At 43.7% G+C, this 17,469-nt stretch carries 22 protein-coding genes; 4 read left to right on the top strand and 18 right to left on the bottom strand.

The features are described from left to right. Positions 1 to 28: 28 nt before the first annotated feature. From DP120_RS02820 to DP120_RS02850, 8 genes are all read right to left on the bottom strand, one after another. Positions 29 to 463 carry a hypothetical protein gene (locus DP120_RS02820; protein ID WP_112221659.1) on the bottom strand — a complete coding sequence of 145 codons (435 nt, stop codon included), beginning with the start codon at positions 461 to 463 and terminating at the stop codon, positions 29 to 31. A gap of 54 nt (positions 464 to 517) precedes the next feature. Then, on the bottom strand, positions 518 to 709 hold the full coding sequence (locus DP120_RS02825; protein ID WP_112221660.1) for a helix-turn-helix domain-containing protein: 192 nt from the start codon (positions 707 to 709) through the stop codon (positions 518 to 520). A gap of 52 nt (positions 710 to 761) precedes the next feature. Then, positions 762 to 1,055: a MarR family transcriptional regulator gene (locus tag DP120_RS02830; protein WP_240611948.1), complete on the bottom strand. Its 294-nt coding sequence runs from the start codon at positions 1,053 to 1,055 to the stop codon at positions 762 to 764. 345 nt (positions 1,056 to 1,400) lie between these two features. Beyond that, positions 1,401 to 2,534 carry a copper resistance D family protein gene (locus DP120_RS02835; RefSeq protein WP_133257364.1) on the bottom strand — a complete coding sequence of 378 codons (1,134 nt, stop codon included), beginning with the start codon at positions 2,532 to 2,534 and terminating at the stop codon, positions 1,401 to 1,403. Then, positions 2,459 to 3,052 (bottom strand): copper resistance CopC family protein, encoded by a 594-nt coding sequence (locus DP120_RS02840; RefSeq protein ID WP_112221662.1) that lies wholly within the window; start codon positions 3,050 to 3,052, stop codon positions 2,459 to 2,461. Before DP120_RS02840 ends, DP120_RS02835 begins: the two co-directional genes overlap by 76 nt. A gap of 123 nt (positions 3,053 to 3,175) precedes the next feature. Continuing rightward, on the bottom strand, positions 3,176 to 3,316 hold the full coding sequence (locus tag DP120_RS18350; protein WP_165843702.1) for a hypothetical protein: 141 nt from the start codon (positions 3,314 to 3,316) through the stop codon (positions 3,176 to 3,178). A 218-nt stretch (positions 3,317 to 3,534) separates the two neighbouring features. Continuing rightward, positions 3,535 to 3,885 carry a hypothetical protein gene (locus DP120_RS02845; RefSeq protein ID WP_240611949.1) on the bottom strand — a complete coding sequence of 117 codons (351 nt, stop codon included), beginning with the start codon at positions 3,883 to 3,885 and terminating at the stop codon, positions 3,535 to 3,537. Between the two features lie 74 nt (positions 3,886 to 3,959). Continuing rightward, positions 3,960 to 4,655 carry an HAD family hydrolase gene (locus tag DP120_RS02850; RefSeq protein WP_112221663.1) on the bottom strand — a complete coding sequence of 232 codons (696 nt, stop codon included), beginning with the start codon at positions 4,653 to 4,655 and terminating at the stop codon, positions 3,960 to 3,962. Positions 4,656 to 4,815: 160 nt separating this feature from the next. On the opposite strand from DP120_RS02850, the gene DP120_RS02855 reads away from it, so the two are divergent. Beyond that, entirely contained in the window at positions 4,816 to 6,162 is a 1,347-nt protein-coding gene (locus tag DP120_RS02855; RefSeq protein WP_112221664.1) for a processed acidic surface protein, read from the top strand. A 3-nt stretch (positions 6,163 to 6,165) separates the two neighbouring features. Further along, a complete protein-coding gene (locus DP120_RS02860) occupies positions 6,166 to 6,816 on the top strand; it encodes a class D sortase (protein WP_112221665.1) in 651 nt (216 codons plus the stop codon). Positions 6,817 to 7,065: 249 nt separating this feature from the next. On the opposite strand, the gene DP120_RS02865 is transcribed toward DP120_RS02860, so the two are convergent. The 5 genes from DP120_RS02865 to DP120_RS02885 all read right to left on the bottom strand — a co-directional run bounded on the left by DP120_RS02865 (position 7,066) and on the right by DP120_RS02885 (position 11,084). After that, the gene (locus DP120_RS02865) at positions 7,066 to 7,596 is read right to left on the bottom strand and encodes a DinB family protein (protein WP_112221666.1); all 531 of its coding nucleotides are present in this window, start codon (positions 7,594 to 7,596) and stop codon (positions 7,066 to 7,068) included. A 111-nt stretch (positions 7,597 to 7,707) separates the two neighbouring features. Then, the gene (locus DP120_RS02870) at positions 7,708 to 8,820 is read right to left on the bottom strand and encodes a metal ABC transporter solute-binding protein, Zn/Mn family (protein ID WP_112221667.1); all 1,113 of its coding nucleotides are present in this window, start codon (positions 8,818 to 8,820) and stop codon (positions 7,708 to 7,710) included. Between the two features lie 39 nt (positions 8,821 to 8,859). After that, complete coding sequence (rpsN, locus tag DP120_RS02875; RefSeq protein WP_112221668.1) at positions 8,860 to 9,129, bottom strand: 30S ribosomal protein S14; 270 nt, start codon at positions 9,127 to 9,129, stop codon at positions 8,860 to 8,862. 53 nt (positions 9,130 to 9,182) lie between these two features. After that, on the bottom strand, positions 9,183 to 9,332 hold the full coding sequence (gene rpmG, locus DP120_RS02880; protein WP_112221669.1) for a 50S ribosomal protein L33: 150 nt from the start codon (positions 9,330 to 9,332) through the stop codon (positions 9,183 to 9,185). A 264-nt stretch (positions 9,333 to 9,596) separates the two neighbouring features. Then, on the bottom strand, positions 9,597 to 11,084 hold the full coding sequence (locus DP120_RS02885) for a flotillin family protein (RefSeq protein ID WP_112221670.1): 1,488 nt from the start codon (positions 11,082 to 11,084) through the stop codon (positions 9,597 to 9,599). Between the two features lie 463 nt (positions 11,085 to 11,547). Here DP120_RS02885 and DP120_RS02890 point away from each other — a divergent pair, with 463 nt between their 5' ends. Next, the gene (locus DP120_RS02890; RefSeq protein WP_112221671.1) at positions 11,548 to 12,690 is read left to right on the top strand and encodes an endo-1,4-beta-xylanase; all 1,143 of its coding nucleotides are present in this window, start codon (positions 11,548 to 11,550) and stop codon (positions 12,688 to 12,690) included. A 120-nt stretch (positions 12,691 to 12,810) separates the two neighbouring features. Here the strand turns inward: DP120_RS02890 and DP120_RS02895 are convergent, their stop codons facing one another. The 4 genes from DP120_RS02895 to DP120_RS02910 are packed head-to-tail and all read right to left on the bottom strand — an operon-like array spanning position 12,811 to position 15,701. After that, positions 12,811 to 13,659, bottom strand: a complete 849-nt coding sequence (locus DP120_RS02895) for an aminoglycoside phosphotransferase family protein (protein ID WP_165843703.1) — start codon at positions 13,657 to 13,659, stop codon at positions 12,811 to 12,813. Next, complete coding sequence (locus tag DP120_RS02900; RefSeq protein ID WP_112221673.1) at positions 13,649 to 14,233, bottom strand: GNAT family N-acetyltransferase; 585 nt, start codon at positions 14,231 to 14,233, stop codon at positions 13,649 to 13,651. Before DP120_RS02900 ends, DP120_RS02895 begins: the two co-directional genes overlap by 11 nt. Positions 14,234 to 14,267: 34 nt before the next feature. Further along, on the bottom strand, positions 14,268 to 15,119 hold the full coding sequence (locus DP120_RS02905; protein ID WP_165843704.1) for a DUF2785 domain-containing protein: 852 nt from the start codon (positions 15,117 to 15,119) through the stop codon (positions 14,268 to 14,270). Positions 15,120 to 15,143: 24 nt separating this feature from the next. Then, positions 15,144 to 15,701 carry a TetR/AcrR family transcriptional regulator gene (locus DP120_RS02910; protein ID WP_112221675.1) on the bottom strand — a complete coding sequence of 186 codons (558 nt, stop codon included), beginning with the start codon at positions 15,699 to 15,701 and terminating at the stop codon, positions 15,144 to 15,146. Between the two features lie 141 nt (positions 15,702 to 15,842). Here DP120_RS02910 and DP120_RS02915 point away from each other — a divergent pair, with 141 nt between their 5' ends. Next, positions 15,843 to 16,604 carry an SDR family oxidoreductase gene (locus tag DP120_RS02915; RefSeq protein ID WP_112221676.1) on the top strand — a complete coding sequence of 254 codons (762 nt, stop codon included), beginning with the start codon at positions 15,843 to 15,845 and terminating at the stop codon, positions 16,602 to 16,604. Between the two features lie 586 nt (positions 16,605 to 17,190). Here the strand turns inward: DP120_RS02915 and DP120_RS02920 are convergent. Continuing rightward, positions 17,191 to 17,424 (bottom strand): hypothetical protein, encoded by a 234-nt coding sequence (locus DP120_RS02920; RefSeq protein WP_112221677.1) that lies wholly within the window; start codon positions 17,422 to 17,424, stop codon positions 17,191 to 17,193. Between the last annotated feature and the right edge of the window lie 45 nt (positions 17,425 to 17,469).

A 17,469-nucleotide genomic window follows, 5' to 3' on the forward strand; every position in this document is an offset into this window, starting at 1 on the left:
GCTGCAGTTTTTTAAAGCCTTGGGCCGGTCAATGCCTCTTGAAAGATGAACGCTCCTCTTCTTCCATTGCGAAATCAATTTCCTTCAGTTTCCTTCTGCAGCTGTGCACCAAATTTTTGGCGGATTCACGCAATGAAAAATAATGCTGGCGAATATGCGTTTCATTCTCCATATTAATTGGTATCTTAATGATTTTTGCGTATTCCTCTGTCCAGCGGCTAAAATATCGGACCATTTCCTTGGAGCGGTATTTCTCGCTTTTCAAGGACTCTCTAAGCTCTTTTTTATCGTGCAGGAGCGTTTCTTTGTCCCGGCGCAATAACTGGACCTCCCGCTTCAGCACTTGAATTTCCCATAAAGCATTTTTGGCTACTTCCTGCTGATGGCCTTCCAAACCTTCAGCAAGTTCCGTAAACGCACGTTCCCTGTAAAAATGATTTGTTGCAGCTTCTGTGTTTTTCATGGAGTCCACTTCCCTTCGGCTCTGCCCTCTATAAAAAGCAGAATCTGTTTAGTCTCACATCAGCGTTTCAGCTGGCACATCAAAAAATTCCGCCAGACGATTTGCGTGGTCTTCTGATATTTTTTTCGTGCCGTTTTCATAAGCCCAGATTGCACTGGTGGCAACACCAATTTGCCTGGCCAGTTCTTTTGAGGATAATCCCTTGGCTTTTCTCAACTCCTGCAGTCCACTGAGCGCATTCATCATCCTCCATTACCTCTTTTCATCATATTTTTATACTTTCCCCTATTGTGGCCGATTATTTTTGATGTAATCCGATAATGCCATTGCGGCGATAGATAAACTGTTTATCTTCCAATGTTTTTAATACTCTTGTCAAAGCTGCATGAGACATATTCAAGTCGGCTGTGATTTCTTTAATCGTTTTGAACAAAACGCCTTCCGATGAGCAGTTATTCAGGAAATAAATTATGAATACTTCACCGTTCCTCGTGTTCTTGTCATCCTCACCTGCGAAGCATTGCCGTGATTTCTTCAATAGATCTTTTTCTTCCACCCTTAAGTTTCCATATACTGCTGATTTACCAACCACAATATGCACCTCCTATAAACTTACATATAAATATTTCTTCTTACATATTTACCCTGCACACGAGCTATTAATCATATTTTTATTATATTAATCAGAATATAATATTTGTAATGCGAAGTGATTCGAATATTTGCTGGAACTTACCGGGGCCCAGCTCTGCCACGGCGGGATTAAATAAAAAAAGCCAATCCCGGAAGTTAAACTTCGGGACGGCTTTATTACGGTTCTATTTACTATTGTAAAATGGCGTTTATGGCAGTTTTGCTTAAATCAACCTGCTATTTGATGAGCATTTAATTGGAATATGGAGTTCTTGCTAATTGATTTTAAGTCTACTGTTCCATATTAAAAGGTCAAATTCATCATTAAGCCCGTATAAACACTGACGACAAAGCCGATTCCGAAGACAAAGGACAGCCATAATGGAATTTTTCTGTAAAAACTCATGATCATGAGCCCGATGGCGAGCGCCCCGATCAACAACAGCAGGATGCCGTTAAGTGAAAAGACAAATTGCGGTGTGATCGGCAAGTATTGTTCTCCGATAATTAATTCGAGAAGCGGCGCCATTCTTTCCGTCCAAAACGTATTGCTGATGTTATGCGGCGGCGCCAGCTTGCTCATAACCGCTGTAAACAATAAGACCAAGCCAAGCATATAAGTTTCAAGCTTCAATAAATTGCGGGAAGGTTCTTTCGCTTTATTGCCAAAGCCATTAAGGAATGCTGCCGTGAGTAGAGGCAAAATGCTCAAGTGCTTTAAGAGCAGCATCTGTCCGTATGGCAGCACCCAGGAAGCAACGTAGTCGGCGGGTTTGGAAAACATTAACCAGACAGCGAAGCCGCTTACCAAGAGAATCGTCACCATAGTGAACGCGAAAGGCGTAAACCATTTGAGGAAATTGCGCCAATTGGATAGTGCCGGAGCAAACCAGGTGACCAGGATTAATACACCAGCCCAAAGGGTCAGCGACAAAAAATGCAATGTATGGCTCAATAATCCCGGGATGAAATCCAGTGATGCCGCATGGCTGCCGAATCCGACGTTAAGGATGGACAGCAGGAACCAGAAAGCCAGGATGTACCTTGAACTGTTGACCGCCGTCGCGCCGAACCAGAAAAATGACAGGAAAATACTGAATGCGAAACTCTGGCCGACCTGGAACTCGGTAATCGACGTCCAGACCGCGGAGATGAAGTCAGCGTTATTCATCAACAGGCTGATCAACTGGATTGCCGGTGCTGCTGACAGAAGCGGGATGGAGGCAATCGCCAGCAGGATCGCTGACTTCTTAACCGTGATTACCGGCTTACGATGCTCCGGCACAAATTGCAGAACCAGTACCCCGGCCAAAAAAGACATTACTGCGTAAAGCAGAAAATCCGAAATGGTGGTGAACAGAATCATTTTCTTCTGGCCATCACGAAGAATGTAACTGCTGCGATTGCAAAGATGGCGATGATGATAATGGTAATCCAAGGAGTCTCCGCCGTTGCAGGCTCAGTTGCCGGAGCCGCGGCTTCTTCTGACTGCTCGCTTGAGGACACATCCGCTTCCTCTGATTGCTCTGTTGTTTCAGTGGCATCTTCTGAAGCCGATTCTTCTGCGGCTTCTTCAGTTGTTTCTTCTTCTGCCGCAGGTTCTTCAGTTTCTTCCGCTGCGATATTGAACGTTAAAGTGCCGGTTACCTCATGACTGTCCTGGCTGATAGCGCTCCAGTCCACCGTGTAGGCACCGTTTGGAAGTTCTTCCGCCAATTGCCCTGTCAATTCCATTTCAGAAAATACGATGTCGGATACTTCTACGGTGTTGCCCGATTCATCCTTGATCGTCATATCCCCCTGCTGGATTGGCGACTCGAACAGGAATTGGATTTCTTCCGGTGATCCTTCGAGAGTTGCACCTTCCGCTGGCATTGAAGAGGATAAACCTGAGTGTGCGTGTGCTGTAACTGGTAAAAATAATAGTAGAAATGCGATTGCTGCTAATTTTTTCATTGTGTACTCCTTCTATCCGGTTAGACTTTTAAATATTTCTGACCTTCTAATAGTATGTGATTTTGATACGTCGCATAAAGCAATCATGTTAAATTTGTGTGAATAAAACTTTGGGCGGTGCTGCTAAGATGGGAACGGTGTGAACAGCATCGAAGTAGAGACAGTAAGCATAACATAAGGCAAAAACTGAGTATCACCCGTCCATAGCCAGTAAATGACGGCAACTAATATAAGGATCAAGAAGATGATTCTAATTGCTCTCATAAAGTGCCTCCTCAATTGCTGAACGTAGATATATTTTCTTGAACGTAGATATAATCCCGAACGTCCCTCTTCAATAGAAAAAAACGCTCCTTCCTGCTCTAAATAACGTTGAATGGATGCTTTTCGCAGGCGAAAAGCGATTGAAAACCATAAAAACGGTAAGTTTTCTCATCTTTATCCCTTTCTTTTCCCTAAAATACTTCAAGTGAGTTTGAGTATCAAGCTTCGGAATCGCTTACAAGAAATCGGGCTTCCTCTTCGATTATGTCTATATAACGTTGCTTAGTGAAAGGTTGGATCACTTTTTTAATCTTTTTCAAACTGCCTTCAGCCTTTACAGTGTTGCGGGCAAGATCAACTATTACTGTTAAATACACTTTGCCTTCATATTTCACAATCGCTGTAACTTGTTTGCCGGTTTTATCAATAGCAACGTACTCGGGCACCACTTTCGTCTGGGCAAATTCCGTCCAGCCAGTGTTCGATTTTTTATTGGCGAAAAAATGGCAGCGGGAAACCGCGTCAGACAATCGGCTTACGAAAACTCTTCTATAAAATCTTCTTTGCATTAGCTCCCGCTCCTTTTTCATTTCCCTAGTCCGTTGCATTGCATGCATTTTAACACATATAGAAATATTCTTGTTTAGTTGCTGCGCTTTATTCCAAGTTCCGCTTGCTTCTCCAATTTCTGAACCAGTCCTGGAATTTCATCCAGGCCGTCGATGATAAAATGAGCGTCAGCAGTTTCCCATTGCAGATTCCGCTTCCAGACACTCGTCATCCCCGCGTTAGCTGATGCTTCCACATCGTTCGCAGGATGGTCCCCGACAAAGATAGCCTGATCCGCTTGTACACCGAGACGTTCAAGCGCTTTTTCAAATATCCGTTTATCCGGTTTCCGCAAGCCTTCCTTTTCAGAGATCAAAATGGCATCAAAATATTGCTCTATGCCAAGAGCCTCGATATTGCCTGACTGAAAATCCGTATAGCCATTGGTAATCATGCCGAGCAGGATATTATGGGCTTTCAGCTCCTTAAGCATTGGGACAAGATGAGGGAAAGGAATGCATTGTGCAGCGAAATGAGTCAAGTAGTCTTCCAGTAATTTTTCCTTGGCCATACCGGTGATATCGAATTCCTCGATTAATTGCTGATAGACCTTATCTTTCCACACGTATCCATGGTTATCCAGTTCGAGGAATCGCTGAGTATAATGCGACTGATCAATATGACCCAGAGCGCTTTCCAAACGTTTATGCTGGCTATAAATGAATTTTTTCACTGATTTATCGCGGTCCAGCAACGTTCCGTCCAGATCGAAAATGACTGCTTTTATCATGTCTATCCCCCCCTTTTCTTCATAAGTTAAGTTGAACTGGTATAAATAATACAGTATTTTGGTACTTTTTTGAAATTAAGGTCTTTGTACCTATATTACCTTCAGGATTTTCCTATTATAATTTTCTGGATATCACAATTTTGTTAGATGGGGGAAAGAGATGAAAAAATTATTGGTTTTATTGATGGCAGTATTATTGGTGGTTTCCGCTTTACCTGCTTCAACTTTTGCGATTGCGAAAGACGATCCTGAATTTGAGAAATTCCTTGCGGAAATCAACTGGTCCAAAAAAAGTTATATAAATTACCTGATGGAGAAAAATTGGTCCCTGGATGATTTCGGTGATGTATCTGAACTAGGAACACCATTGTCTGAAGAAGGCATTCAGACTGTACTGGAAGACTTCGAACTGACGCGTGAAGAATTGAACGAATTACTGGTGAATTTCGGTGATATCGAAGAAGGCGAAGACGTTCTGGATGGAACTTACCTCATCTTCAATGAAGAGCTTTACTTTTACACAGAATATTATTTGACTGAAGACTTCGGCATGATTGATGAAGACGGCGAGGAATTTACAGAATTCCTTAAAGGCATCAACTGGACTAAGGAAGATTACCTGGCTTACCTTGAAAGCAAAGATTGGGGCCTTGAATATTTCTCAGACGTTTCGGAATTAGGAACGCCATTATCTGAAGAAGGCGTACAGAAAGTATTGAAAGACTTCGATTTGACGCGTGAAGAGTTGAATGCATTGCTTGTTGAATTCGGTGACATTGAAAAAGGCCAGGATGTATTGGACAGCCATATGTATATCATTTTCAATGAAGATCTTTATTTCTATGTTGAATGGTACTTGGATGAAGAGAACTATATCGACCTTAATGATATGGATATCTTTACAGAAGTCGGTCTTACTGAAGAAGAATTGGACCGTCTGTTAGAACACTTTATGACATTGAACTTTGAAGATGAAGCATTTTTGGATGAATTGGATGCTCTATTGCAGCGCTTGGATGCAGTTGCATATTTTGAAAGCATGGATGACCTAGATGCAGAACAAATCGCGGTACTGTTGGATATTTTCAACGACATGATGAATTTGTTTGAAGTTGAAACAAAGTATTACCTGACTGATGGAAAAGAAAAAACTGCACTTACATTGACTTCACTATTGGCTTTGGAAACAACTAACGGCAAAGATCTGCTGATTGAAATCTTTGATCGTGAAGGTACATTCCTTGCTGACATCGTTTTGACAGCGGAAATGTTCGGTTCTGAAATCATTAAAGAAACAGGCAAGGACCTTGTAGTAGTTGAAGAAGTGATTGCAGCTCCTAAAAAAGAAGTGAAGTCCGTGAAAAAAGATACAAAAGCTGTACAAACTACTAAAGGCGGAAAACTTCCGAAAACTGCCACTGATTATGTGAGCAATGCATTGGTCGGATTGGCGTTCGTATTGATCGGCCTTCTATTATTCCGTCGCATGAAAACTGTGAGCAACTGATTGATGAGAACTAAAAGCACTAAAGGGGCCGGCCGTAAAAAATTCATTTTGTCGGCCTTGGCTTTATCAATGATTCTATTCGGTCTTTGGTTCAGCGGCACTAACGCCGCTTCTTTCCTGAAGGGCTATCTGCTTTTTAAAACCGGACAGGTCAGCGAAGTAGAAGTCAGTGCCAAGACGGCACCTTCCACCGAAACAGTTGAACTGCCGGAAGATGATGAAGATGAGGTTCTTTATCCGGTGCGCCCTAAGAAAGGCGACAACATCGGTGACCTTATGATTCCAGCAATCGGCGCGACTTTACCTATTTTTCACGGCACCGATGAAGATGAGCTCCTGAAAGGCGTCGGCCATTTTGCTGACAGCGTATTGCCGGGAGAAAACGACAATACGGTTCTTTCCGGCCATATGGATACGGTGTTCCGCGAATTAGGTGCAGTAGGTAAAGGCGATCTGCTGATTGTCGAGACGTCGGCTGGAAAGTTTACTTATAAAGTGAGAAAAACCCGGATTGTGGATGCGGATGACCGCACGGTGATTGTGCCGAAACCGAAGGCTACACTGACGGTTTCAACTTGCTATCCGTTCGACTTCATCGGCTCTGATGCTCCCGAACGCTTTATATTGATTGCTGATTTGGTTTCGAAGGAATAAAGAAAGAGCGTCATTGGATTTATCGGCGATTTTCTTGGGTTTATCAGCGATTTATCGAGGTTTATCAGCGATTTTTGATCGTTTATCAGCGATTTTTGATCGTTTATCAGCGATTTTTTGAAGTTTATCGGCGATTTTTAACGGTTTATCAGCGATTCTCCCATTCCTACGCTAAAAGCGCCTCACTGCATCCATTGCAGTGGGGCGCTTTTTTTGCATTCTCCTTATTTAGCTGAGCTTCTTTCCCCATCACTTTCTCGCTTTCAAAACACTCAAGTATTGCTCCCAAGGACCAACGTCTTCACGGTATCTTTCAGCCATAACACGTGTGATTTGCGAAATATGCGTCAAATCATGGACGACCCAGGTAGAGAGCAGTTCGCTTAAAGTGACTGAGCCGAATTCGGGATGGATGCCCCGCAAATCCAGGTCTTTTTCTGGATTCACCAGTTCTTTCAGCTTCTCCAGATTGGCCATCCGTATCTTTCTGAATGCCGCCAGCTTCCGTTCAATAGTCGTGTCAGCTGTAGTTTCCAGATGGGCAAACCGGTCGAATGGCGGAAAAGTTTGGTCTTCACCATACTGAAGAAGTGTTTCAATCCGTGGAATCCAATTGCTTATCTCCGCTTCAATCAAGTGAGCAATCACTTCTTCTGCATTCCACGTCCCTTCGCCTTCATTGCAGTGGATCCATCCCTCCGGCAAGCCGGAAAGAAACGCCTCCAGACTGGCTGGTGTTCGCGCCAGCAATTGAATGGCTTCTTCAAAGCGAAAATTCATACAGGCACCCCTTTTCGGTGGTTTACTTTCTTCCTGTATAGAATTCGAGTTGTTTTGCTGTTTTCCTTCTAATGTCTGGTCAAAGGTTATAAAGCAGAACTCTTTAGTTAATTACTGCATGATTTTCTCCATCACTTCGAGGTTCTTTTCCATCAATGAAAAATACGTTTCGCCTGCATCGATTTCTTCTTGTGTTAAAACACTCAAGTTATGCAATTGCACTGCTTCAGCACCTACTTCTTTTTGAATCACTTCAGTCAATCGGGAAGAAACATTTTGCTCGAAAGCGATATAGTCGATATTCAGCTCTTCCGCTTGCTTCACAATATTCACGAGCGCCTGTTGAGATGGCTCGTCCTGGCTGTTCAACCCTGCTATCGCCACTTGCTCCAAATCATATGCATTTGCCCAGTAGCCAAACGCCGAGTGGGATACGAAGAAAGTTTTCTGTTCAGCGGCAGCTGCCATTTCTTCGAATGACTGGTCCAGCTCTTGCAACTCTTCAATCAATTGCTCGTAATTTGCTTCATATTCTTCTGCATTTTCGCTGTCACGCTCGATCAATTCATCCTTGATGGATTCCGCGAGCTGTTGACTGAGTACCGGAGAAATCCAGACATGCGGATCCACTTCATGCGCATGTTCGTGCTCTTCTTCTGTTCCTTCTTCATGCGCGTGATCGTCATGCTCTTCTTCCGTTCCTTCTTCATGTGCGTGATCGTCATGCTCTTCTTCCGGTCCTTCTTCATGTGCGTGGTCGTGCGTTTCTTCTGTTTCTTCTTCATGCGCGTAATCATGCTCTTCTTCTACTGTTTCCTCATTATGCGAATCCCCTTCACCAAGCTCCGCCTCCGGAATTGATTCTGCAGTGGCCACGAATTCTACATTTTCATTGCTTAAAGTCTGTTTAGCACTGTCAATAAAACCTTCCAGGCCCAATCCGATGTAGAAAACGGCGTCTGCATCAGCAAGCGCAATCATGTCTTTTTGTGTCGGTTCAAATGTATGCTCGTTCGCACCCGCTGGATAGATCGACTGTACATTCACGCGTTCGCCGCCAATACGTTCCGTGAAGTATGTAAGGGGATAAACGGTCGTGTAGATATCCATTTTTTCTTCAGTTGCTGCATCGTCTGTTTCTGCAGTAGTTGTACTTTCTTCAGCGTTTCCGCAGCCGCTTACTATCAAAATCAATAACAGCATTGGTATCAATAATTTTCTCATCTGGATTTCCTCAATTCATTTTTTAAGTTTTTTTGTATATTACCAGCTTGCTTTTTTGACTCCTGGAATCTGCCCTTTATGAGCCAGTTCACGGAAGGCGATTCGGGACATGCCGAATTTACGCATATAGCCTCTCGGCCTGCCGGTCACCATGCAGCGATTTTTCAACCGGACGGGCGACGAATCCTTGGGCAGCTTATTCAATTCTTCATATTCACCGTTTGCTTTCAGCTCTCTCCGGTAATCGATATAGCGCTCAACCGCCAACACCTGCTTCCGTGCTTTTGCCACTTTAGATTTTTTAGCCATCCGTGCTCCCTCCTTATTGGTAATCATTACGATTTGTAAAATCGCAAATTTTTTTATTTTGTTTCTCGGTGCAACGTTACTTTGCGAAGACGCGGACAGTATTTCTTCAATTCGATCCGTTCCGGATTATTGCGCTTATTTTTTACCGTTGAATAATTGCGGTCCCCCGTCTCGGTGCACGCCAATGTAATGTTGACTCTCATATTTATTCCTCCTTAAAAATTATCAATTCATAAATAGTAATTATTACGTTTTACATCATATAATGAAATACTAGGTTCTGCAAGAAGTTTCTGATCAGCTTTTCAGATTGATAAGAAATCTTTTACCTGCAAAAAAGAAAAAAGCTGCTCGAGGCAGCTTTTTCTCCAATAATTATACACAGTGGGTATCTGGCTAAATAAAATTTAAATCTTTATCTACAGAAAAATAATTGTTGATAACTTTTCAGCCGAAAAATTTGTGGGTTATTCCTCTTCTTTCTGAGGCTGGTCCGTCAAATCTTCCTGCTTCTCTTCTGTCGGCTCAGGCTCCGGGGCAGATTGAATGATGCCGCCCGGCGTTTTGCCGACATAGGATTTCAATAGCTCTCCGACATCGATTCCTGTCATTTCCTTCAATGGCTCCTGCATATCGACCATCGTTTTGGTGACACTGCGGCCGAATGAAGGGATTCCCTGACCGTTGCCGGAATCGATGATTTTCACTGAATCGATATTGTTCAATGGCTGAGCGACTTTTTCTGCGAATACCGGCAGCATATCGATCAACTTCTCGGTGATGATGATATCGCCGTGCTGTTCCATCGCTTCAGCAAGCAATTTGCGTGATTCGGCTTCCGCTTTTCCTCGTTCACGGATAACTTCAGCTTCTGCGGCACCTTCGTCGCGGCGGATTTTCGCTTTCGCCTCGCCGCTGATGACCGACTTGCGGGCTTCCGCCTCAGCCGAACGGGTTGTTTCATAATAAGTGGCATCCGCTTTTGTCTTACGGACTTTGCTTTCCTCTTCTTCCAATGTAACGGCGCGTTCCCGCTCCATGAATTTCAGGTTCAACTCTTCGTCCTGTATTTCTTTCGCAAGTTTCACTTTTTCCAGTTCATAGGATTGCTCGGATTTCGCCCGGGCCCGTTCAGTTTCTTCTTTGAACGCGGCATCTTTGATGTCTTTCTCTTTACGCGATTCAGCAATTGAAATTTGGCGCTTGTATTCTTCTTCTTTTGCTTCCTGGTCAGTACGCGCCCGCTGGATCCGGGTTTCGCGGTCTGTTTCCGCTTCCGCTATTTCAGCCCGCTTGCGGACTTCAGCGATTCGCGGCCGGCCAAGGTTTTCCAGGTAGCCGTTCGTCTCGTCCGCATCCCGCAGATCCGTCAGACCAAGGGACGTGATTTTAAAGCCCATTAAATCCAATTGTTTTTGGGCAACTTCCTGGACGTCGAGATTGAATTTCTCTCGGTCTCCATTAATGTCTTCAACTGTCATTTTGGACAGGATCGCACGCAGGTTACTTCCAAGCACTTCGATGATTTCCGTTTCGATTTCATTCTGTTCTTTGCCGAGGAACTGCTCAGCGTAATTCGCGATGCCGTTTAACGTATCCGCTACTTTCACCATGGCTACTGCATCCGCCACAATCGGCACTCCGGCAATTGTGTAAACGCGCGGTGTCGAAAGCTTCAATTGGAATGAAGTCAGATTGACAGGTGTGGAAGTCTGGAAACGGCGCAGACGGTAACCGCCGCCCCGGATAATCTTCATGGACCTTCCTTCTTCGTCCGTAAATATATTCGTATCTTTTTCAGGATCCCCCAGTTTCGGCCCTGTAATGATCAATGCTTCGTTTGATTTGGCGGTGCGGTAACGGAATCTAACCCAGAAAAAATACCCGATACCAGCCAGAACAGCGATGATCAGCACCGCAATCCCCAGTGTGGCGTATCCGATTGATTCTAACATTCGTCCATCTCCCCCTTAAATAGATTTTTATTCAAACTGCCTACTATATTAATACGGGGAGAATTGCAAAACGTTTCAGTTTATTTGGAAATTAAGGATAATACTTTTCCGGGATTAGGTATTGGTAGTTTTAAGCAGGAATCCAATTGGTTTTTGCTTTGTGGGTTTATTTCCCTATAACAGTTATTTTCGTACTATTCTAAAATTTATTTGTTAAGTACGATCTAAAATTTCCCATTACTTTATTACCCTTTTTACGAATAATTGCAAAAACTTAGTTTATTCGATATACAAACTAAATTATCATTGCTATAATCAGTTTGAGTTTACATAGCGATATTTTTTATATTTTGAAAGCGCTTTCTATATTTTGCGGTGTGAGCTTAAAACTGGAGAATGGAGGTAGGATTGGAGATTTCAGAAAACCTTTTTTAAAAAATTGATTTTAAAAGGAGAGAAAGAAATGTTGAAAGTTCTACGTAAACCCATGATTACCGGCTTAACATTAGCCCTCTTGTTACCTGCAGGACTAAATAGTTCCGCTAGCGCTGAAGACTCCCTTAAGGCGTTGGATGTTGATTCCATTGCAGAACGTTATGCGGATTCCTTTGATATCGGCGCTGCCGTCGAGCCATTTCAACTTGAAGGCGAAAGTGGCGAAGTATTGAAGCACCATTACAATAGCATTGTGGCTGAAAATGTCATGAAGCCGATTTCAATCCAGCCTGAAGAAGGTAAATTTAATTTTGAGGAAGCAGATAAGATCGTTGAGTTCGCGAAAGAAAATAACATGGAAGTTCGCTTTCATACACTAATTTGGCACAGCCAAGTACCAGAATGGTTCTTCCTGGATGAAAACGGAAAACCGATGGTGGATGAAACTGATGCAAAACAGCGTGAGAAAAACAAAAAGATTGTACTAAAACGTGTGGAAAAGCACGTGAAGGAAATTGTTAAACGCTATAAACATGATGTCGATTCGTGGGATGTAGTCAATGAAACCATTGATGATGGCGGTGGCCTTCGTGAATCCCAGTGGTATCAACTTACAGGGACTGACTATATCAAAGTCGCTTTTGAGACTGCCAGAAGATTTGCTGACAAAGACGCAAAACTTTATATCAACGATTACAATACCGAAGTAGAACCTAAACGGACGGATTTGTATAATCTCGTCAAAGATTTATTGGCAGATGGCGTGCCGATTGACGGCGTAGGCCATCAAGGGCATATCCAAATCGGCTGGCCTTCACTCCAGGAAACCGAGGATTCCATCAATATGTTCGCGAGTCTTGGATTGGACAATCAAATTACGGAATTGGATATCAGTCTTTACGGCTGGCCGCCAAGACCGGCATATGCGACTTACGATGACATTCCTGAAGAACGTTTCCAAGCGCAGGCAGACCGCTATGACGCCTTGTTTGAACTATATGAAAAACTGGATGACAAAATCAGCAGTGTCACATTCTGGGGCATCGCCGATAATCACACCTGGTTGAATGATCGTGCCGAAGACTACAATGACGGCGTCGGTGTGGACGCGCCATTTGTTTTCGGACTGGATTACGAAGTGAAACCGGCTTACTGGGCGATAATGGATTAATAAAAAGCAGCTGTGAAACAACTTTGAATTGAATCCTTAACGCCGAACTCAAAAAGGCCCCCCCATACTAAACTGCACCCCCGTTGTTAGATATAACTAACAACGGAGGTGCAGTTTTTTCTATGGCCTCGTTGCATATCCTGTTATCTCCAACCATTCAGGCCACACTTTTAAATAGAGAGTTAAATCATTAGCATGGTGTTTGCAGCACAGCGCAATTCTGAGATATAGGCCGATGAGCACGAGTTTGTATATTTCGGTGGGTCTTTCTTTTAACCAGTGAATTGCATAGTCGAAAGTCTCTTTTGTTAAATCATCGGGTGTTGAACAAAATGCATAGACCAAATCATAACCCGGAGCTCCGATAACTGGAGCAGGGTCAATAACGCCAACTAAATTTTGTTCGTCAAAAATGAAGTTATGGAAACCGCAGTCTCCGTGCAATAAATAAGATTCAGTACTCGGTTCAATTTTTCCGACAAGGTCAGCAACAAATTGATGATCAACTGGCCCAAGCAAAGAGCCGATCGATTTCTGCGCATAGCTTACTTCATTTCTTAAAAAATCCTGCCAGGAAGCTGACGGCGAATCCACCCAGCCCCAGCCCGATTCAGAAGAAACGGCTGCATACTTATTGAGGAGCCCTTCCGCCAGCTCTTTCAAAACTTCTTTTTTGCTGCTTCCATTATAGTCAGTCGATCCACTTATGAATGAATAAACAATATAAGTTTTGGATGGTGCAGCATAAAGGATCTTTGGCAGCAATCCAACCTCTTCATATGTATCCAGGAATAATGCTTCAGGTTCAGTAACGGCCGGATCGTTCAACTTCAGCACATACTCTAAGTCATTTACTTTCAAAAAATACAGCTCACTGACAGTTCCGCCGCTCAGTTTTTTAAATTCTGCTGGTTCTGCCGGTATTATATTTTTTTCAATAAATTCTATGATTATCTTTTTAATAGCCATCTTCCCTATCATCCTTACTCTTTGAAGCGCTTCTTTTCCCCAGCCATTCCCCCGCCAATACACTGAACAAATTCGAGTCGCGCCAACCGTCTTTCAGCAGCACAGTCTCCCGCATCCTGCCTTCAAAATGCATGCCCAGCTTTTCCAGCACTTTTTGTGAGCCTTCATTTCCTGGAGCACAGGTCGCATATATTCGGTGAAGCATCAATCCATTGAAACCGAAGCCGATTATCAGGGAAGCAGCTTCTGTGGCTACCCCTTTGCCCCAATGATCCGGGTTGACGATATAGCCGATTTCCCCTGATTTATTCGCGGCACTTCTGATATTGAGTTCCATAGCACCTATCAATTCGTTCTGTTCTTTTAAAACGATTGCAAAGATGTAGCGGGTTCTAGGCGTCTTCTTTGAATCCGCCAAAGCTTCCTCCACAAATGCCTTCGTTTCTTCTATCGTATTTGGCCCCCATGGCTGATTCCTGCTGACTTGTTCCAGCGATGCGTATTTGTGGACTGCGCTCCAATCGTCTCCTCTGAATTCACGCAAATAAAGACGGTCAGTTTCCAGTGTTTCCATTAAAGTCACCCCTTATGCATCGATTTAAATGTACTCAAAGTTGAGATAAACAGCTTCGGATACTCTCTTGGAGTTCTGACAACTCCGATGAATCTTCAATTTGAATGTAGAAACTTTTTAGGAACTTCTTGGAGTTGGCAATTAAAAACCAGTAATTCTCTTCTTCCAGCTGCGCTTTTCGTTTTTCCATATCTGCAGGCAATTCCTGCAGCAAGCTCTCAACAACTTGAAAGTCCAATCCCCTTTTCAGCATTTCCACAATCGGATTGAGTATACGCTCTTCTTCATCATGGATATAGACTGTGTCAGAAACCAAAGCCTTTTTCCAAAGTGGACTCAAAAGTTCTGCAAACATTTCCGGGTCTGTGAAACGACTTTTAGCCAACTCATCAAAAACATCCGCTGCGTGAGCAATGCTGTGTGCCCAGCCTTTTCCAGCAACAAACCCTCTCAAATCTTTTTCGGCGTTCATATAAACAATCATTTTATTTTTGACTTCGTTTATTTTTTCTTCAGACAGAAATTCTGATTCATTATCACTGTAAAGTACAACGGCGACTAACAGGGTTGTAAAAGACCTTGTAAATACCGAATCCCTCCCTGTTTCCCTGATGCCTTTGAACAGCATATCGGTTGTTAAGCAAGTATCAAGCAGTTCCTTCAGCAAGCTGTCGTCCAGTTTCTTTTCCATCTCCAACTTGCAGAATGTCCCGTAGATATATGCGTCGCGCAGCGTGCTGTCTGTTGAACCGATATGCTCGAGCATCGATGCGATGAGCACATCTCCATCTTCTCCGTCCCATTCTTTTTCTCCGAGTTGAATCTGTTTCAGTATTTCTTTAAGTTCTGGTGCTGTCAATAAAGCAGGGTGTTCTGTTTTATTCATATAAAACCTCTTTTCCTCATACATTTATATACTTAAAATCCTGACCAGCAGCCGGTTCATCTCCTCGGCGCTCTGTTTGAAATCCTGGCGATGCCACTCGATTGCGAGACCCAGAATCGCGTTAGCCTGATAGGCGCTCACCATAGAGATGTCGATGTCGATTCCGTTGAGATAATGCTCGCTGACATCATCCCTGATTAGTGACTGAACATGATCAAAGAGCAGGTAATAATAGGACAGCGGCACGGTTCTCGAAAAAACGATTCGATAAAAGGTTTCGTACTTTTCGATATGGTGGAAAATGCGGATAGTGGCCGGATTGACGTCTTTCGACAGCAGGTTTTTCACGTATTTATACGGTTCCTGATAGGAATCGGCCAAGTCTTTCATGATGGTTTTGAAGTATTCCTCAAACAGATTTTCAACCTGGCCATAATGCGCATAAAACGTCCCCCGGTTGACCTTTGCCAGCTGGCACAATTCCGTGACTGAAATCGAGTTCAAGCTCTTTTGTTCCAATAAATGCATGAGTGCGTTCCGCAAAGCGTCTTTTGTCTTGAATACCCGCAAGTCTGTTTTCATTTCCCCACCTCTTAATGAACAGATTTTATTGTTTTGTACGTTAATGAACATTTACTTCTTTTTTGTTTATTGAATGTTCTTACTTTAAGGGATTATAATTTTATTGTACACTTGTTCATTAAATATGAGGAGGTTTTATTGATGAGATTAGAAGGTAAAGTTGCGGTAGTTACTGGAGCTGCATCCGGAATGGGTAAGGCGATTGCGGAATTGTATGCGGCTGAAGGCGCGAAAGTGATTGTTGCGGATATGAATCTGGACGGCGCTGAAGCGGTGGTGCAAGGCATTTCATCGAATGGCGGAACAGCCAAAGCGGTGAAAGTGAACGTCATGAGCCAGGAAGACATCGACAACATGATTGATACAGCAGTAAATGAATTTGGCACATTGGACATCCTTGTCAACAACGCGGGTATCATGGACGGCTTCGAGCCAGTCGGCGAGATCACAGATGAAAAATGGGACATGATCTTTGATGTAAACACGAAAGGCGTCATGCGCGCTACTCGTAAAGCGATTCCGATTTTCCTTGAAAAAGGCAAAGGCGTCATCGTCAACACAGCTTCAACAGGCGGATTGAACGGTGCTCACGCAGGTGCTGCATACGGCGCTTCGAAACACGCTGTTGTTGGATTGACCAAAAACACTGGTTACATGTACGCAAACTCAGGCATCCGCTGCAACGCAATCGCACCGGGTGCAGTAGAAACCAACATCTCTTCTACAATGAAGAATGTCAGTCAATTCGGCGCTGGCCGTCTGCAAGCCGTGCAGGGTGTCATTCCGCGCATCGGTAAACCAGAAGAAATTGCTCAAGTAGCATTGTTCCTGGCTTCAGACGAAGCAAGCTTCGTAAACGGCACAGTTGTAACAGCTGATGCTGGTTGGACGTCTGCTTTTTAATTAGAAAAGCGACGGCGAGAGATAGCCCAAACTTGTTTGGGCCTATCTCTTGCGACGAAGCAGCGCAGCGATGCAGGAGCAGCCAAAGCTGGGCTGGCTTATGACCCGAAGAGCTGGGCCGCTGGAGTCTGGACACGACGAAAAGCGGAAACGGCCGTTCAGCTAAGAGTTGGACGAAGGAAATTCGGCCAACTCTTTGCGACGAAGCTAGCGTAGCGATGCAGGAGCACTATAAATCCCCGAAAACTGGCAGAGCGAAATTTCAGCCGCCTAGTCAGAGCGCCTTACGACTCGAGGAGTTGGACGCTGGAGTCTGGACATAAATCAACTCGAAATGCCAGTCCCGCACTCAAGCGGGACTGGCATTTTTATGGTGATTCCGGCTTCCGGACAGTATTTGAGCTGTTCCGGACAGTAAATCCATTTTTCTGGAAAAAACACACGAAGCGTTCCTTGAAAACAAGCAACCAGACTTTATATTGATCACCCTCTCGCCTATTTCAAAGAGCAACAGCGGATGTTTTTCGCTGCGCGAAAAACTCCATGGTTTAAAGGAAGCCTTAGCGGCCGCTAAGGCTTTTTCATTTCATCGATTCAGATCTTTCAGTTTCGTTTCAAGGATTTTTACCCGTTCATTCAATTCGTCTAAGTGCTTTTGCAGAAGAATCGTATTTTCCTTCTCTTTTTCCAGCCGCTCGCTCGCTTTTTTCTTATCGAGCTTGAATGCTCTGTAGAAAACAAAGAATAAGATCGCAGGCACGCCCAGTAAAAAAATCGTCGCAACAATATCCCCGAGATTTATGTAAAGTGCATCATTCATTTTATTTTCCCCTTTAGTTTTTATTGTCCTAACTCCAAGAAGAAT

This window comes from Planococcus halotolerans (genome assembly GCF_003289955.1).
GTDB lineage: Bacteria > Bacillota > Bacilli > Bacillales_A > Planococcaceae > Planococcus > Planococcus halotolerans.

Coding starts and splice junctions, on each gene's coding strand:
- rpsN (WP_112221668.1), bottom strand. CDS start 9,129: ATGGCTAAAAAATCTAAAGTGGCAAAAGCACGGAAGCAGGTGTTGGCG.
- DP120_RS02870 (WP_112221667.1), bottom strand. CDS start 8,820: ATGAGAAAATTATTGATACCAATGCTGTTATTGATTTTGATAGTAAGC.
- DP120_RS02845 (WP_240611949.1), bottom strand. CDS start 3,885: ATGCAAAGAAGATTTTATAGAAGAGTTTTCGTAAGCCGATTGTCTGAC.
- DP120_RS02860 (WP_112221665.1), top strand. CDS start 6,166: ATGAGAACTAAAAGCACTAAAGGGGCCGGCCGTAAAAAATTCATTTTG.
- DP120_RS02915 (WP_112221676.1), top strand. CDS start 15,843: ATGAGATTAGAAGGTAAAGTTGCGGTAGTTACTGGAGCTGCATCCGGA.
- DP120_RS18350 (WP_165843702.1), bottom strand. CDS start 3,316: ATGAGAGCAATTAGAATCATCTTCTTGATCCTTATATTAGTTGCCGTC.
- DP120_RS02850 (WP_112221663.1), bottom strand. CDS start 4,655: ATGATAAAAGCAGTCATTTTCGATCTGGACGGAACGTTGCTGGACCGC.
- DP120_RS02900 (WP_112221673.1), bottom strand. CDS start 14,233: ATGGAAACACTGGAAACTGACCGTCTTTATTTGCGTGAATTCAGAGGA.
- DP120_RS02865 (WP_112221666.1), bottom strand. CDS start 7,596: ATGAATTTTCGCTTTGAAGAAGCCATTCAATTGCTGGCGCGAACACCA.
- DP120_RS02910 (WP_112221675.1), bottom strand. CDS start 15,701: ATGAAAACAGACTTGCGGGTATTCAAGACAAAAGACGCTTTGCGGAAC.
- DP120_RS02885 (WP_112221670.1), bottom strand. CDS start 11,084: ATGTTAGAATCAATCGGATACGCCACACTGGGGATTGCGGTGCTGATC.
- DP120_RS02890 (WP_112221671.1), top strand. CDS start 11,548: ATGTTGAAAGTTCTACGTAAACCCATGATTACCGGCTTAACATTAGCC.
- DP120_RS02820 (WP_112221659.1), bottom strand. CDS start 463: ATGAAAAACACAGAAGCTGCAACAAATCATTTTTACAGGGAACGTGCG.
- DP120_RS02920 (WP_112221677.1), bottom strand. CDS start 17,424: ATGAATGATGCACTTTACATAAATCTCGGGGATATTGTTGCGACGATT.
- DP120_RS02825 (WP_112221660.1), bottom strand. CDS start 709: ATGATGAATGCGCTCAGTGGACTGCAGGAGTTGAGAAAAGCCAAGGGA.
- DP120_RS02840 (WP_112221662.1), bottom strand. CDS start 3,052: ATGAAAAAATTAGCAGCAATCGCATTTCTACTATTATTTTTACCAGTT.
- rpmG (WP_112221669.1), bottom strand. CDS start 9,332: ATGAGAGTCAACATTACATTGGCGTGCACCGAGACGGGGGACCGCAAT.
- DP120_RS02895 (WP_165843703.1), bottom strand. CDS start 13,659: ATGGCTATTAAAAAGATAATCATAGAATTTATTGAAAAAAATATAATA.
- DP120_RS02855 (WP_112221664.1), top strand. CDS start 4,816: ATGAAAAAATTATTGGTTTTATTGATGGCAGTATTATTGGTGGTTTCC.
- DP120_RS02905 (WP_165843704.1), bottom strand. CDS start 15,119: ATGAATAAAACAGAACACCCTGCTTTATTGACAGCACCAGAACTTAAA.